The following is a 14,006-nucleotide window of genomic DNA, read 5'->3' on the forward strand; positions in this document are numbered from 1 at the left end:
GCCCGGCTCCTGCAAATAGCAGAAATGGATATTATCCCAACAGAACAAAGGCAAAAATGTCCCGGAGCTCGTTTCGATTTCTCGCACCGGCGTTGTCAGCTCCGGCCGGAACGTCCATACTCCGGCCAGCTCAGGAAGCTGCGATGCAAATCTCCGAGGAACTCGCCGCTCTCATCAGGCGCGCCGAGGACGCGAGCCTGACCGCCAGCCGGCTGCTGAACGAAAACAAGCATTGGCGCGACTGCGTGGAGCGACAGCTCGACCATCTGCTCGAACTCGGCGTAAATTTCAGGACCCCGGCAATCAGCCACCGCCCGGCTGCCCCGCCTCGACCTGCTGCCGGAGATAAGTGACGCGCTGCTCGATCAGGACGCGGTGCCTTTCCCACTCGAGCGAGGTCTGCTTCAGGAGCTCGACCAACCGTTCGGCCTGTCGCGTATCGTGGCCGTCCGCCATCAGCTCCTGCACCCGGCGCTCCTGATCGCGCACGCGCTGCCAGCCCTCCTCGATGTCTCTGTCGGCTTTCACCAGCTGGCGCTGCTCGGCACGGAGCTGCTCGGTCCACTCGGCAGTGGAGATGGCCATGGCAAAGCCCTCAACCCTCGCGCTTGCGAACCGGAGGATCAAGCGACTTTAGCACGACGCGCCGGATCATGTCGGCATATTCGCGGTATTCGGCTGCTCGCGCATCATACATCTGGGCGACTGCTGGGCGGCCGCTGCGCCGGCCATCGGCCGCCATGCGCTGCACCAATTCCGCCCGCTCCTCAATGATGCGCAGCGCAACTCGCAAGGCTTCATCGACCCGGCCTTCCTGCTCCTTGGCGAGCACATCGGCGGTGAAGGCATGCCCGACTTGGCAGCGGAAGCGCATCGGGCGCGATCCTTTCATCTCGGACAGGACGCCGCCGCAGCTGGGGCACGTCAGTGCGACGGGATCGGCCATCGAAACGAGATTGTCGCTTCCGATCCGCTCTCCGGCCGCAATCTCGACCTCGAGCCTGATCTCGGGCGGGATCGGCAGCGCCGCGCCGGCCGGTTCCTTGACAAGCTCGGACAGGACATCGCCCATGCTGGCGCCACGAACACAGAGATCGACGGTCGTCGCCTCCATCGCATGCAGCGGCATTTCATCCGAAATCGCGTCCGAGGGATCCTGGACCACGGTCACTCCGCCGCAGCGTTTGATGGCGTTGAGGCCGGCGGCGCCATCGGATAGAAGGCCGCTCAGGAGCACGCCGATGACGCGCGGCCCGTGATAGAGGGCCGCCGAGCGGAACAGGGCGTCGATCGCGGGGCGGACCATGTTCTCGCGCGGGCCGCGGCCAAGGAAAACGTGATCGTCGGCGAGCAGCAGATGATGGTCGGGGGCGGCCAGATAGATCTGGCCGGGCTCGATCTTCATGCCGTTCTCAGCCTGCCGGACCGGAAGATTTGCCGTGCTGCTGGCCACGGTCGAGAGGATGCCGATGCCCTGCGCGGGAATGTGCAGCACGATAAAGACGGCGGCCGGCAAGTGCTCGGGCAGACGGCCCAAAATCTGCTTGAGTGGCGCGGTCGCTCCGGCAGAGCCCCCGATGACAATGATGTCGCGGTTGCTCATGGAACCCATCTCCGATTGCATCGTTTGCACCAAGGCGGCCCCCGGCTTTATGTTCCTTCAAGCGGAGGCTTTCTGGAGGGGCTCATGTCCGTTTCACCCCCGTTGGACCGTAAACCTGCGCTGCTGACAGGTCGGCGCATCCTCGTGGTCGAGGACGAATATTTTCTGGCCGACGACATCGGCAACGCGCTGCGTGCGCTCGGCGCGGAGATCGCAGGTCCGGTCGGGGACATCGAGGATGCGAAGGCGGTACTGCACGGGGACGGCGTACTCGATGGCGCCGTGCTCGACGTCAACATCCGCAAGGAGATGATTTTTCCGATTGCCAGGGAGCTCAGGACACGCGAGGTACCCTTCGTTTTCACGACGGGTTACGACAAGGTCAGCATCGAGCCGGAATTCCACGACGTGCCGCTTTGGGAGAAGCCGATCGATATCGTGGCCATGGCACAGAATCTGGCCAGGCTCGTTGGCGACCGGCGGGCGTGACACAGACGATGCGCTCGGCCTTACGTTGCAAGGCTCACGGCCGATAAACGATCAAAACAGATGCGCGAAAGCAAGCCACGCGGTCACCGCAAGGCACAGGATAACCGCGGCGTAAGGTAGCGCGACGCGCAAGACGGCAAGCTCCCCACCTTCAGCTCATCATCATCCAGACGATCGCAACCATCATCACGAGAAAACCCGTAACGGCAGTCGCGATAAAGGCCTGTTCGATGCGATCCATCGCCACAGCAGTCCCCACTTGGTTCAGCCCGTACAATTTGACGGTTTGAGGGCCGCGGCGCATTAGGCTATGTGAATCGGGTCTCCTATCTGTCCGCACGGACTCGCGCTGCTCCGCAAGATTGCGAGCGCGTCGTCTTACGGCCTTGCGGTACCGGGCTCCGCCATCTTGCGATGCCGCTTGGCCAGCATCTCGTTCGGCGTGACGTTCGCGACCGTCGTCTGGATCTTGCTCTTCAGCCCGGTGACGATATCGGCGTCACCGCGCAGCATCGCATCGAAGCCGGCCTTGGCGACATCGTAGGCGCCGTCCTTCTTGTCGGTGCCGACCTTGGTGTCCATCATGTCGGCGCGGCGGAAGAACTCTGTCTCGGTCGCACCCGGCATCAAGCAGGTGACGGTGACGCCGCTGTCCCGCAGCTCCTCGCGTAGCGCAAACGAGAAGGAATCGAGGAACGCCTTGCTGGCGTTGTAGGCGGCCTGGAAACTGCCCGGCATGAAGCCGGCGATCGAGCCGGTGATCAGGATGCGGCCGGCATTGCGGCGGAGCATCTCATTGCCGACGCGGTGGATCAGATACAGCGTGCCGGTGATGTTGGTGTCGATGAGGTGTTTCACCCTGGCAAAGTCCTGGTCGAGGAAGGCCTTGCCGAGGCCGATTCCGGCGTTCGCGAGCAGCGCATCCATCGGCCGGTTGCCGACCGCGGCGCAAAGCTTGTCGACGCCTTCGGTGGTCGCAAGATCGGCCTCGACCGGCTCCACGCTGCCGCCGAGCCGGCGCAGATCGACGGCCACCCGCTCGATCTGGGGCTCGTCCGCTGCGATGACGAGGTTGAACCCGGCCTGCGCGCAGCATCGTGCGAGTTCCAGTCCGATACCGGTTGAGGCGCCTGTGACGACGGCGAGTTGATTGGCGGACATGCGGCAAATCCTTGCGATCGAGCCGTTGGAATCGAGGTGATCACGCTCAACCGCTCCCCTGCTCTCCCGTTCCTATTTGCGCAGTGCGAAGAATTTGCACGTGGCGATAGCAACCATCGTTCGTGCCTGGACTTAGATGGCACGTGGCTCAACCGGGAGGACGGACGATGAAGGCGCTGGTCTGGCACGGCAAGGAGGACATCCGGTGCGACACCGTCACCGACCCCGAAATCCAGGATCCGCGTGACGCCATCATCAAGGTGACGAGCTGTGCCATTTGCGGCTCCGACCTGCACCTCTTCCACAACTTCATCCCGGGCATGCTGCCCGGCGACATCATGGGCCACGAGACCATGGGCGAAGTGGTCGAGGTCGGCTCGGGCGTCGACGGCAAACTGAAAAAAGGCGACCGCATCGTCGTGCCGTTCACGATCATTTGCGGTGAATGCGACCAGTGCAAGCGCGGCAATTTTTCGGTGTGCGAGACGACGAACCGCAAGCGTCACCTGGCCGACAAGGTGTTCGGGCACACGACCGCGGGCCTGTTCGGCTACACGCATCTGACCGGCGGCTATCCCGGCGGCCAGGCTGAATACCTCCGCGTGCCCTTTGCCGACGCCACCCACATCAAGGTGCCCCCAGGCATTCCCGACGAGCAATTGCTGTTCCTCAGCGACATCTTCCCGACCGGCTGGCAGGCCGCCGCGCAATGCGACATCGAGCCGACCGACACGGTCGCGATCTGGGGCTGTGGCCCGGTCGGGCAGATGGCGATCCGCAGCGCCATCCTGCTCGGCGCCAACCAGGTGATCGCGATCGACTGCCTGCCGGAGCGGCTCAGCATGGCGGAAGCCGGCGGCGCCACCACGATCAACTTCGAGACCGAGAGCGTGGTGGAGCGGCTCCAGGAGCTGACCGACGGCAGGGGCCCGGAAAAATGCATCGATTGCGTCGGCATGGAGGCGCATGTGATGCCATCGCTGCCCGACACCCTGCTCGATCGCGCCAAGCAGATGGTGATGGCCGAGAGCGACCGGCCCCACGTGCTGCGCGAGATGATTTATGTCTGCCGTCCCGGCGGCATCATCTCGGTGGCAGGCGTGTACAGCGGCCTGTCCGACATGCTCCCGATGGGCGCCTTCATGAACAAGGGCCTGACGATGCGGACCGGCCAGACCCACGTCAACCGCTGGACCGACGATCTGCTCCGCCGCATCGAAGAGGGCGAGATCGACCCGTCCTTCGTCATCACCCACACCGTCCCGCTCGCCCAGGGACCGGAGATGTACCAGGTGTTTCGCGACAAGCGCGATTCCTGCGTCAAGGTCGTGCTGAAGCCCTGAAGGAGGTGGCCATGTTTCACTTCTCCAACATCGTGCGCACCAAGGGTGACCCCAAGATCGTCGAGGGCGGACCGAGCTTAAAGCAGCCGGCGGACCAGCTCGCGCGCGCGCTCGGCTGGTTCAGCATCGGCCTTGGCGTCGTCGAATTGTTCGCGCCGAGGCGCGTCACGCACACGCTGGGCATGGAAGGCCATGAGACGCTGGTCCGCACCTTCGGCGTGCGCGAGATCGTCGCCGGGATCATGTCGCTCTCGGTCGACAAGAACGCCGGTCTGTGGGCCCGCGTCGGCGGCGACGGCCTTGATGCCGCCGCGCTGCTGTCCGGGCTGACGGCGGACAATCCCAAGAAGGGCAATATCGCGCTGGCGCTGCTCATGGTCGGCGGCATCGCCGTGCTCGACTACCGTGCCGCGCAGGATACCAAGCCGCAACGCCCGCCGCGCGATGCTCGGCGCAAGCTCTATCCGAACCGCAGCGGTTTTCCCAAGGGCATCGAGAGCGCGCGAACTGCGGCAAGGCAGATCGCCGCCCACGCCAAGACAAACGAGGTGAAGCAAGGTGATGAGCGTCGAGTCCCGTGACGAAGCTGCGTGGTGGGAATCCGCCGTCATCTACGAGATCGCGCTGATCTCCTTTCAGGACTCGAACGGCGATGGCAAGGGCGACCTTGCCGGCCTTATGTCGCGCATCGATTATCTGAAGTGGCTCGGCGTCGATGCAGTGTGGCTGACGCCGCTCTACAAAAGCCCTTTCCGCGACCTCGGCTATGACATCTCCGACTATTGTTCGGTCGATCCCGCCTTCGGCAGCCTCGAGGAGTTCGACCGCCTGCTCGAGGCGCTGCATGCCGCCGGCATCCGGCTGATCCTCGACCTCGTGCCCAATCACACCGCGAACGACCATTCGTGGTTCGTCGAAAGCGCGAGCTCACGCAACAGCGCGAAAGCAGATTGGTACATCTGGGCCGACCCCGCCGAGAACGGCGGGCCGCCCAACAACTGGCTGAGCCGGTTCGGCGGCAGCGGCTGGGAATGGTGCGAGGCGCGGCGGCAATATTACTATCATTCCTTCCTGGTGGAGCAGCCCGACCTCAACTGGCGCAACGGCCAAGTGCGCGCCGCGATCGCTGACGCCATGCGGTTCTGGCTCGACCGCGGCGTCGACGGCTTTCGCGTCGACGCCAGCGCCGTCCTGATCAAGGACCAGCTCTTGCGCGACAATCCGCCGAACCCGAACGCCGAGGGCAAGCCGCCGCCGCAGCGGCATACGACGGTGTTCACCGACGACCGGCCTGAAACGATGGATTGCATCGAGTTCATCCGCGAGGTGATTGATTCCTATCCCGGGCGGATGCTGTGCGGCGAGGTCCAGGGCAAGACCGACCGCATCGGCCACTTCTACGGCAACGACCGGCCGCGACTGCATTTGCCGCTTAACTTCGCCCTGCTCGATTCCAAATGGGACGCCCTCTCGCTTCAGGCGACGATCGACGCCTATCTCAACGCTATCCCGGACGATGGCTGGCCGGTCTGGGTGATCGGCGGCCACGACAAGCAGCGGATCGCGAGCAAGATCGGCGAGGCGCAGATGCGCGTGCTGGCGATGCTGCTGATGACGCTGCGGGGAACGCCGTTCTTCTTCATGGGCGACGAGATCGGCCGCAAGCGGGTGCCGATCCCGCCCGACCGCGTCCGTGATCCCTTCGAGAAGCTCGTGCCCGGCTATGGCCTGTGCCGCGATTCCGAACGCGCACCGATGCGATGGGACGAAAGCCCCAATGGCGGCTTCTCCAGCGGCAAGCCATGGCTGCCGCTGGAGCGTCCTGATGGTGCAGCCAATGTCGCCACACAGCAGCGTGACGAACGCTCGATCCTGACGCTGTTTCGCACGCTGATGGGGTTGCGGCGCGAGCATACCGGCCTGCAACGGGGCGCCTACGAGCCGCTCCGCTCGCAGAACGATGTCCTGGCGTACAAACGAAAGGAGGGCCGCAACGAGATTCTGGTCGCGCTCAATCTCGCGGCCGAACCGCGGAAATTCCATTGGCAAGGTCGCGGCCGCATCTTGATGTCGACGCATCTGGATCGGCCGCCCGAGCCGGTGCCGGATGCGTCCATCCTGCTCCGGGGCAACGAAGGCGTGATCATCGCGCTCGAACCTCGGTGACGTCAGGAGGAACCATCGGCGTCGCGAAGAGTCTGATCAATGCTTCCGGCGTCTCCCCCCGCCGCCGGAGGCAATTTGCAAGACCGCAGCCCCGGCGCCCACGCCCCCTTCAGGCGCCGGGGTAGCGGCGTGAGCCCGACGCAGGACATAACGGAGGCAGCTCATGGGCAAGACCAAAGGTCTGCAGCAGCGGATCGCCGGCAAGACCAAGCAGGCCGTCGGCGAGATCATCGGCGACCAGGATCTGCATGATGACGGCAAGGCGGAAGCCGAGCGCGGGCGCGCCGAACAGGACAAGCCGAGCGAGCTCAATCCGCTGAAGAAGCTCAAGCAGCTGACGTGAACGCAGAGCCGCGACCAGCGCTCGCGAGTTGGGCGCGGCGCACCACCGGCGAGCGGCGGCGTTCGCGCTGGATGGCTGCGGCCGCACTCGGCCTGATCAGCAGCACTTTTTCGACCATCGTCAGCCAGCTCTTCGCTGCCCGCATCGGCCGCGATGCGGCGGTCGACTGGATGACGGTCGCCGCGATTCCTGCGCGCGACTGGGCGATCAGCGCCGAGCCATCCTGGAGCGCGATCCTGGCCGGGATCGCCTTTCACCAATGGGCCGATTTTTCCTGGGCGTTGGTCTTCTTCGGCGTGCTCGGACGCTGGACGGCCGACTTGCGGCCGATGACGATCCTGCTGCTGGCGCTGCCCTGGGCCGTGTTCTCTTCAGGCGTGGAATGGTTCGTGCTGGTGCCGCTGTTTCCGTTCTGGCAGCCGCTGTTCACGCTGCAGCAACCCTACTGGATCGGCTTGCTGGTCCATGGCTCCTCCGCCGTGATGTATCCGCTGTTCGCGCGTCTGCGCTGGAGGCGCGGAAATGCGCCCGCAGGCGACGTGCGGTTCACCAACATGTGGATCACCGGCGCGCCGGCCGTGATTGCGCTGCTTGGGGCGGTCGCATTGTTCGGCAATCATGGCTACGAGCTGCCGTGGATGGGCCGCGACAGGGATCAAGATCAGGCCTACATCCGTCACATGACCGCGCATCATGCCCAGGGTATCGAGCTGGCGCGGACGGGTGCCGAGCGCGCGCAGGATCCGCATCTGCGGAAGCTCGCGATGCTGATGGTTGCGAGCCAGACCGGAGAGGTCAGCATCTTCGAGAATTGGTGGCTGAGCTGGTTCGACACGGAGATGCCCGACTGCAGCACCGAGGAGCGGGCGGCGATGCCGGGCTTCCTGACACCGGCCGAGATGCGCCAGGTCAAGACCGCGCCGCCGGACCAGTTCGACATGCTGTTCGTCGAGGCGATGAGCCGGCATCACCGCGGTGCGGTCAGGATGGCCGACCAGATGTGGCACAGCCGCGGCGACCCACGCCTGCGCATCATGGCGCACGCCATCCGCCACGAACAGCAGGGCGAGATCGCGCTGATGCACGGCACGAGCGGCTTCGCCGCCGTCACCACAGGCGTCCGCAACATGCTGGGCGACAACGTCAATTGAGCGCGAGGAACCTTGGATCGCCGAGCCGATTGAGGATCTTAGGTTTCTGACTTCAAGCGATCAGATGCAACGAATGGCCAGCGTTCTCCTTGGTCTTGCAGCTGCATTGGCCGGGTGCCAACGTGAAGAGCGGCAGTTGCGGCTGGATCCACCGATCGCCGACGCGCTCGACAAAATAGCGCTGATGCCGAACCGCATCGGCGGCGCGCCGCCCAACGTCTATTTCGTGCTCGGCAGGCCCTATGAGGTCAACGCCTACAATCTCAGCCAGGGCAAGCGGCTCTATGCTTGGTTCGGCTGCAAGAGCTGCCATGGCGACGGCCGGGGCGGCAGCGGCCCCGGCTTCCTCGACGGCTGGTGGTCCTACGGCCCCGAGATGGTCTCGATCTTCGCCTCGATCCGGGACGGGCGGCCGCACGGCATGCCGGCGTTCGGCGACAAGATGACGACGGATCAGATCTGGCAGCTCGCCGGCTATGTGCAGACGATCGGCTCCTACGAAGGCAAGACCGCCGCGCCGAGCCGCAACGACGAGAAGCAGACCCGGCCGGCCGAGAACCGCGCGCCGGCAAAGCTGTTGTTCGATGAAGGTCCCACACCCGTCCATCGGGATCAGGGACCGACACCGTGATCCACCTCCGCCGAGCCTGTTCGAGCGCCCTGCTTGCCGCGCCGCTGGCCGGGTGCAGCGGCAATTGGCAATCCGCGCTCGACGTCTACGGCACCTCCGCGATCTCTCTGAAGCATCTCATCATCCTGATCGTCGCGGTGTGCTCATTGGTCTGGATGCTGGTCATGGTTGCGCTGATCGCCGCCTTGTGGCGAAGCCGCGATGCGCGGCCGGTCTCGCCCGAGCCTGGACGCGAGCGACGGCTGACCATCGCCGTCACCGGTGCGGTGGTCGCCACGGTTCTCATCATCAGCACCTTCACTATCATGAGCTTCGTTGCGACGCGCGCGCTCAGTGTCGCCGGCCAGGACGAGCTGACGATCCGCGTGCGCGGGCTGCAATGGTGGTGGGGTCTCGAATATATCGGCCCCGATCCGACAAGCCGGTTCGAAACCGCCAACGAGATCCACATCCCGGTCGGCCGCAACGTGCGCCTCAAGCTCGAAGGACTCGACGTGATCCATTCGTTCTGGGTCCCGAGTCTCGCCGGCAAGCAGGACCTCGTGCCCGGCCGTTCCAACGAGCTCACCATCCGCGCCGAGCACGCCGGCATCTATCGGGGCCAATGCGCCGAGTTCTGCGGCATGCAACACGCCCATATGGCGCTGCTGGTGATCGCCGAGCCGCAGGCCGATTACGACACATGGGCGGCAACACAGCGGCAAGCGGCAGCGCGACCGACCGATGAAGAGACCGCGACGGGATTGCAGACATTCCTGGCCAAGCCCTGTGCGGCCTGCCACACCATCCGCGGCACGGCGGCGGCCGGCACCACCGGGCCCGATCTCACCCATGTCGGCGGCCGCCGCACCATCGCCGCAGGCCTGTTCGAGACCACGCGCGGCTCGCTCGCCGCCTGGACCGCCGATCCCCAGACCATCAAGCCCGGCAACAACATGCCGATGGTGCCGCTGACGCCCGACGAGTTGCGCGCGATGTCGGCATATCTGGCGAGCCTGAAATGAACCGTCCCGTTGCAGCGCCCGATACGCGCGACATCGAGATCGAGCGCAAGCGCCTGACCGACGCGCTCGCGGAGACCTGGAAGACTCCCTCCGGCATCTGGGGTGCGCTCGCGACCGTGGATCACAAGATCATCGGTCGCCGTTACATCGTCACCGCCTTCGTGTTCCTCGGCCTCGGCGGGGTGCTTGCCGCCTTGATGCGAATTCAGCTGGCGCAGCCGGAGGCGCGCCTGCTCGGTCCCGACCGCTACAACCAGATCTTCACGATGCACGGCGCGAACATGATGTTCCTGTTCGCGGTGCCGGTGATGGAAGCGGTCGCGGTCTATCTCGTGCCGCTGATGGTCGGCACCCGCAACATCGCCTTCCCGCGCCTGAATGCCTTCTCCTACTGGATCTATCTCGCCGGAGGCACCCTGCTCTGGACAGCGTTCGCGCTCGACATGGGGCCCGACGTCGGCTGGTTTGCCTATGTGCCATTGTCCGGCCCACAATACGGCGCCGGCAAGCGTGCCGACATCTGGGCGCAGATGATCACCTTCACCGAGATCTCGGCGCTCGCGGTCGCGGTCGAGCTCGTCGTCACCATCTTCAAGCAGCGTACGCCAGGCATGACGCTCGACCGCATCCCGGTGTTCGTCTGGGCCATGCTGGTGACTTCCTTCCTCGTGATCATGGCGATGCCGGCGATCGTGCTCGCGAGCACCAGCCTGATCCTCGACCGCCTCGTCGGCACGCATTTCTTCAACCCGGCCGAGGGCGGTGACGTGCTGCTCTGGCAGCATCTGTTCTGGTTCTTCGGCCATCCAGAGGTCTACATCATCTTCCTGCCCGCCGCGGGCATGGTCTCGACCATGATCGAGCCGTTCGCGCGGCGGCCGGCCTTCGGTTATCTCGGGCTGGTGATGGCGCTGATCGCCACTGGCATCCTCGCCTTCGGACTGTGGGTGCATCATATGTTCGTGGCGGGGCTGCCGCGGCTCGGCGACAGCTTCTTCACGGCCTCCAGCATGGCGATCGCGATTCCCGCCGGCATCCAGGTGTTCTGCTGGCTTGCAACGCTGTGGGACGGCCGGCTGGTGTTCAAGACGCCCCTCCTCTTCATCATCGGCTTCATCGTGACCTTCGTCATCGGCGGATTGACCGGCGTGATGGTCGCGTCCGTGCCGTTCGACACCCAGGTGCACGACACCTATTTCGTCGTCGCGCACTTTCACTACGTGCTGATCGGTGGCGCCGTGTTTCCGTTGCTTGCCGCCATCCATTATTGGTTTCCCAAGCTGACCGGACGCATGCTGAATGAGGCGCTCGGTCAGTGGTCATTCTGGCTGATCTTCGTCGGCTTCAACGCGACGTTCTTTCCGATGCACATCCTCGGGCTCGAGGGCATGCCCCGTCGCGTCTACACCTATCAGCCGGACCTGCCCTGGCACGGACTCAACCTGTTCATCAGCCTCAGTGCCGTGATCCTCATTGCCGGCTTCCTGCTGTTCTTCATCAATGCCTTCAGGAGCGCGCGCGTCGGCGAGGTTGCGCGGGACAATCCCTGGGATGCGCCGACGCTGGAATGGGCAACGACGTCTCCTCCGCCGAGCTACAATTTCCCGATGATCCCGGTCGTCGGCAGCCTGCACCCCCTGTGGGACGATCGAGACAGCCTCGCCGTCGCCAACGGCCTTCGCACCGATCGCCGCGAGCTGGTCGTGACCACGCTGGCGGCAGCCGAACCGCAGGCGCGCGAAGCTTCGCCGCGAAATTCGATCTGGCCGCTGTGGGCGGCGATTGCGACCACGATCATGCTGATCTGGTCGATGTTCTCGCCCTGGGCCGTGGTCTGGGGCTCCGTCCCCGTCGCGGTCGCACTGATGGGCTGGTTCTGGCCCAAGGGCACGCCGGAGGACGAGTCATGAGAGAGAAGATTGTGCTCGATCTCGGAAAATTACCCCTGTACGGGATGGGCACGGCGAGCGTCACCTGGTGGGGCACGCTTGCCTTCATGCTGATCGAAGGCACCGGCTTCGCACTCGCAATCGCCGTCTACCTCTACCTGATGAACCTGGCGACGGCCTGGCCGATCAATGCACCGCCGCCCGATCTGCTCCCGGGCACGCTGGTGACGCTGGTCCTGCTGGCCAGCCTCGTCCCCAACGTCCTGGTCTCGCGCTGGGCCGAGCAGCAGAACCTGCGCATGGTGCGGCTCGGGATGGTGATCATGTCGATGGTTGGCATCGCTCCGCTGATCGTGCGCATCTTCGAATTTCCCGCTCTCAAGGTGAGCTGGGACAGCAACGCCTACGGCTCGGTGGTGTGGACCCTGCTAGGCCTCCACACCACCCACATCATCACCGACCTCGTCGACACGCTGGTGCTGGCGGCGCTGATGTTCACGCGGCACGGCGGGAACCCAAGGAGGTTCGGCGACGTCCAGGACAACGTCATGTATTGGAACTTTGTCGTCGCGACCTGGCTTCCGATCTATGGCTGCATCTATTGGCTGGCACGGCTATGAACGCCTCGAAGCTCCTCACCCATCTCTCGGTCTGGGCGGGCCTCTGGCTCGCGCCGCTGGTGTGGGCCGCGAACATGCAGTTCGGGCAGATCTTGCCCTATGCCGATTGCCGCTCGCAACTGCACGCCTCGGCCATCACCTCGTTCGTCGGTGCTGCGCTCACGATCGCGTCTAGCCTCGTATCATGGCTCACTCCAGCGAAGGTGATCGCCGATAGCGAGGAGCACCGGGCCAATGCCGATTTCGGCGGCGCCGTCAGTGCGCTCTCCGCGTGCCTCTTCACATTCGCCCTGCTGATGCAGGGCATCGCTGCAATGGTGTTGACCGGATGCGAAAGATAATCATCGCCGCGGTCGCCTGTTCGATACCGCAGGCGGGCTATGCCCATGGTTCGGCGCCGCAGGCTGCGGCACCGGGCTGGACGATCGACCCGTGGATTGTCACACCGCTGGTGCTTTTCGGCCTGATGTATGGCATCGGCAGGCTCATGCTGGCACGGAAGGGCCGCAAGGACATCGCGCAGGATGTCATATGCGGCGCAGGCTGGCTTGCGCTGACTACCGCACTGGTGTCGCCACTGCACTGGCTCGGTGAGCGCCTGCTCTCATTCCACATGATCGAGCACGAGATCCTGATGGCGGTGGCGGCTCCACTGCTCGTGATTTCACGTCCGGTCGGCCCCTTGCTGTGGTCGCTGCCGCGCCCTGCGCGGCTGGCAATCGGCCGGGCGATGCGGCATCCGCTCGCCACGCGGCTCTGGAGCCTGCTGAGCGCTGGCGGCAACGCCACGCTGCTGCATGGGATCGCGATCTGGGCCTGGCATGTGCCGGTGCTGTTCGATGCAGCGGCGGCGAATGTCCTCCTGCACCGGATGCAGCATCTGAGCTTCTTCCTGACCGCGATCCTGTTCTGGTGGTCGGTGTTCCGGCGCAGCCAGACCGGCAGTGCTGCCTGGCATGTCTTCGTCACCATGCTGCACACGAGCATCCTCGGTGCGCTGATGGCACTTGCCCCGCGCCTGCTCTACCGGCAGCAAGCCGACGTCGCGGTGGCCTGGGACTTGACGCCGCTCGAGGACCAGCAACTCGCCGGCATCATCATGTGGGTGCCGGCAGGAACGATCTATGCCGGCGCGGCGCTCGCGCTGATCGCGCTCTGGATCCGGCGGGCCGGGCAAGGCAGGGAGCGAACCGATGCGCTTCACGCGCTCTAGATGGATGGCGCTCTTGATCGTCCTGGCAGTTCTCATCGCCGCCGCGGCTGCGGCAGGCTTCGCCCGCAGAGAGCGTGTCCAAAATCAACGCATCGCCCGCGCCATGACCGGCGGCGATCCGGCCCGGGCGCCCGCCCTGATCCGTCGCTACGGCTGCGCTGGATGCCACAGGATTCCAGGCATTCCCGGCGGCGACGGCCAGGTCGGCGCGTCTCTCGCTGATCTCAGGTCGCGCGTCTACATCGCGGGCCTTGCGGCCAACACGGCGGACAATCTGGTCCGGTGGATCGTGACGCCGCAGGCGTTCTCGCCGCTGACGGCCATGCCCGCAACCGGCATCACCGAAGCCGAGGCGCGCGACGTCGCGGCCTATCTTTATGCGCAGTGAGAGGC

General features: G+C 65.0%; 16 protein-coding genes. 13 read left to right on the forward strand and 3 right to left on the reverse strand.

Annotated features, from left to right (window positions below; translation table 11 throughout):
- Positions 1 to 303: 303 nt before the first annotated feature.
- Both HZZ16_RS06945 and HZZ16_RS06950 read right to left on the reverse strand, forming a co-directional pair.
- Complete coding sequence (locus HZZ16_RS06945; RefSeq protein WP_197947773.1) at positions 304 to 585, reverse strand: hypothetical protein; 282 nt, start codon at positions 583 to 585, stop codon at positions 304 to 306.
- A 10-nt stretch (positions 586 to 595) separates the two neighbouring features.
- A complete protein-coding gene (locus tag HZZ16_RS06950; RefSeq protein ID WP_197947774.1) occupies positions 596 to 1,603 on the reverse strand; it encodes a chemotaxis protein CheB in 1,008 nt (335 codons plus the stop codon).
- Positions 1,604 to 1,687: 84 nt separating this feature from the next.
- Here HZZ16_RS06950 and HZZ16_RS06955 point away from each other — a divergent pair, with 84 nt between their 5' ends.
- On the forward strand, positions 1,688 to 2,092 hold the full coding sequence (locus HZZ16_RS06955; RefSeq protein ID WP_197947775.1) for a response regulator: 405 nt from the start codon (positions 1,688 to 1,690) through the stop codon (positions 2,090 to 2,092).
- 378 nt (positions 2,093 to 2,470) lie between these two features.
- Here the strand turns inward: HZZ16_RS06955 and HZZ16_RS06960 are convergent, their stop codons facing one another.
- A complete protein-coding gene (locus tag HZZ16_RS06960) occupies positions 2,471 to 3,253 on the reverse strand; it encodes an SDR family NAD(P)-dependent oxidoreductase (protein WP_197947776.1) in 783 nt (260 codons plus the stop codon).
- A 167-nt stretch (positions 3,254 to 3,420) separates the two neighbouring features.
- On the opposite strand from HZZ16_RS06960, the gene HZZ16_RS06965 reads away from it, so the two are divergent.
- The 12 genes from HZZ16_RS06965 to HZZ16_RS07020 all read left to right on the forward strand — a co-directional run bounded on the left by HZZ16_RS06965 (position 3,421) and on the right by HZZ16_RS07020 (position 14,001).
- Positions 3,421 to 4,596 (forward strand): zinc-dependent alcohol dehydrogenase, encoded by a 1,176-nt coding sequence (locus tag HZZ16_RS06965; protein WP_197947777.1) that lies wholly within the window; start codon positions 3,421 to 3,423, stop codon positions 4,594 to 4,596.
- 11 nt (positions 4,597 to 4,607) lie between these two features.
- The gene (locus HZZ16_RS06970) at positions 4,608 to 5,177 is read left to right on the forward strand and encodes a hypothetical protein (RefSeq protein ID WP_197947778.1); all 570 of its coding nucleotides are present in this window, start codon (positions 4,608 to 4,610) and stop codon (positions 5,175 to 5,177) included.
- Positions 5,158 to 6,762 carry an alpha-amylase family glycosyl hydrolase gene (locus tag HZZ16_RS06975; RefSeq protein ID WP_197947779.1) on the forward strand — a complete coding sequence of 535 codons (1,605 nt, stop codon included), beginning with the start codon at positions 5,158 to 5,160 and terminating at the stop codon, positions 6,760 to 6,762. Before HZZ16_RS06970 ends, HZZ16_RS06975 begins: the two co-directional genes overlap by 20 nt.
- Positions 6,763 to 6,925: 163 nt before the next feature.
- Complete coding sequence (locus HZZ16_RS06980; protein WP_197947780.1) at positions 6,926 to 7,105, forward strand: CsbD family protein; 180 nt, start codon at positions 6,926 to 6,928, stop codon at positions 7,103 to 7,105.
- 71 nt (positions 7,106 to 7,176) lie between these two features.
- Positions 7,177 to 8,256 (forward strand): DUF305 domain-containing protein, encoded by a 1,080-nt coding sequence (locus tag HZZ16_RS06985; protein ID WP_197948052.1) that lies wholly within the window; start codon positions 7,177 to 7,179, stop codon positions 8,254 to 8,256.
- Positions 8,257 to 8,329: 73 nt separating this feature from the next.
- Positions 8,330 to 8,887 carry a c-type cytochrome gene (locus HZZ16_RS06990; RefSeq protein ID WP_197947781.1) on the forward strand — a complete coding sequence of 186 codons (558 nt, stop codon included), beginning with the start codon at positions 8,330 to 8,332 and terminating at the stop codon, positions 8,885 to 8,887.
- A complete protein-coding gene (gene coxB, locus HZZ16_RS06995) occupies positions 8,887 to 9,891 on the forward strand; it encodes a cytochrome c oxidase subunit II (RefSeq protein WP_197948053.1) in 1,005 nt (334 codons plus the stop codon). Before HZZ16_RS06990 ends, coxB begins: the two co-directional genes overlap by 1 nt.
- Positions 9,888 to 11,801, forward strand: coding sequence for a cytochrome c oxidase subunit I (gene ctaD / locus HZZ16_RS07000; RefSeq protein ID WP_197947782.1), 1,914 nt, complete (start codon positions 9,888 to 9,890; stop codon positions 11,799 to 11,801). Before coxB ends, ctaD begins: the two co-directional genes overlap by 4 nt.
- Positions 11,798 to 12,400, forward strand: coding sequence for a cytochrome c oxidase subunit 3 (locus HZZ16_RS07005; RefSeq protein WP_197947783.1), 603 nt, complete (start codon positions 11,798 to 11,800; stop codon positions 12,398 to 12,400). Before ctaD ends, HZZ16_RS07005 begins: the two co-directional genes overlap by 4 nt.
- A complete protein-coding gene (locus tag HZZ16_RS07010) occupies positions 12,397 to 12,741 on the forward strand; it encodes a hypothetical protein (RefSeq protein ID WP_197947784.1) in 345 nt (114 codons plus the stop codon). The genes HZZ16_RS07005 and HZZ16_RS07010 overlap by 4 nt, the downstream gene beginning before the upstream one ends.
- Positions 12,729 to 13,613, forward strand: a complete 885-nt coding sequence (locus tag HZZ16_RS07015; protein WP_197947785.1) for a cytochrome c oxidase assembly protein — start codon at positions 12,729 to 12,731, stop codon at positions 13,611 to 13,613. Before HZZ16_RS07010 ends, HZZ16_RS07015 begins: the two co-directional genes overlap by 13 nt.
- Positions 13,594 to 14,001, forward strand: a complete 408-nt coding sequence (locus HZZ16_RS07020; RefSeq protein ID WP_197947786.1) for a c-type cytochrome — start codon at positions 13,594 to 13,596, stop codon at positions 13,999 to 14,001. The genes HZZ16_RS07015 and HZZ16_RS07020 overlap by 20 nt, the downstream gene beginning before the upstream one ends.
- Positions 14,002 to 14,006: the final 5 nt, after the last annotated feature.

The organism is Bradyrhizobium glycinis, assembly GCF_016031655.1.
In the GTDB taxonomy this organism is placed as follows: Bacteria; Pseudomonadota; Alphaproteobacteria; order Rhizobiales; family Xanthobacteraceae; genus Bradyrhizobium; species Bradyrhizobium glycinis.

Coding starts and splice junctions, on each gene's coding strand:
- HZZ16_RS06985 (WP_197948052.1), top strand. CDS start 7,177: ATGGCTGCGGCCGCACTCGGCCTGATCAGCAGCACTTTTTCGACCATC.
- HZZ16_RS06990 (WP_197947781.1), top strand. CDS start 8,330: ATGGCCAGCGTTCTCCTTGGTCTTGCAGCTGCATTGGCCGGGTGCCAA.
- HZZ16_RS06955 (WP_197947775.1), top strand. CDS start 1,688: ATGTCCGTTTCACCCCCGTTGGACCGTAAACCTGCGCTGCTGACAGGT.
- HZZ16_RS07005 (WP_197947783.1), top strand. CDS start 11,798: ATGAGAGAGAAGATTGTGCTCGATCTCGGAAAATTACCCCTGTACGGG.
- HZZ16_RS06975 (WP_197947779.1), top strand. CDS start 5,158: ATGAGCGTCGAGTCCCGTGACGAAGCTGCGTGGTGGGAATCCGCCGTC.
- HZZ16_RS06965 (WP_197947777.1), top strand. CDS start 3,421: ATGAAGGCGCTGGTCTGGCACGGCAAGGAGGACATCCGGTGCGACACC.
- HZZ16_RS07010 (WP_197947784.1), top strand. CDS start 12,397: ATGAACGCCTCGAAGCTCCTCACCCATCTCTCGGTCTGGGCGGGCCTC.
- ctaD (WP_197947782.1), top strand. CDS start 9,888: ATGAACCGTCCCGTTGCAGCGCCCGATACGCGCGACATCGAGATCGAG.
- HZZ16_RS07015 (WP_197947785.1), top strand. CDS start 12,729: ATGCGAAAGATAATCATCGCCGCGGTCGCCTGTTCGATACCGCAGGCG.
- HZZ16_RS06945 (WP_197947773.1), bottom strand. CDS start 585: ATGGCCATCTCCACTGCCGAGTGGACCGAGCAGCTCCGTGCCGAGCAG.
- HZZ16_RS07020 (WP_197947786.1), top strand. CDS start 13,594: ATGCGCTTCACGCGCTCTAGATGGATGGCGCTCTTGATCGTCCTGGCA.
- HZZ16_RS06980 (WP_197947780.1), top strand. CDS start 6,926: ATGGGCAAGACCAAAGGTCTGCAGCAGCGGATCGCCGGCAAGACCAAG.
- HZZ16_RS06950 (WP_197947774.1), bottom strand. CDS start 1,603: ATGAGCAACCGCGACATCATTGTCATCGGGGGCTCTGCCGGAGCGACC.
- HZZ16_RS06970 (WP_197947778.1), top strand. CDS start 4,608: ATGTTTCACTTCTCCAACATCGTGCGCACCAAGGGTGACCCCAAGATC.
- HZZ16_RS06960 (WP_197947776.1), bottom strand. CDS start 3,253: ATGTCCGCCAATCAACTCGCCGTCGTCACAGGCGCCTCAACCGGTATC.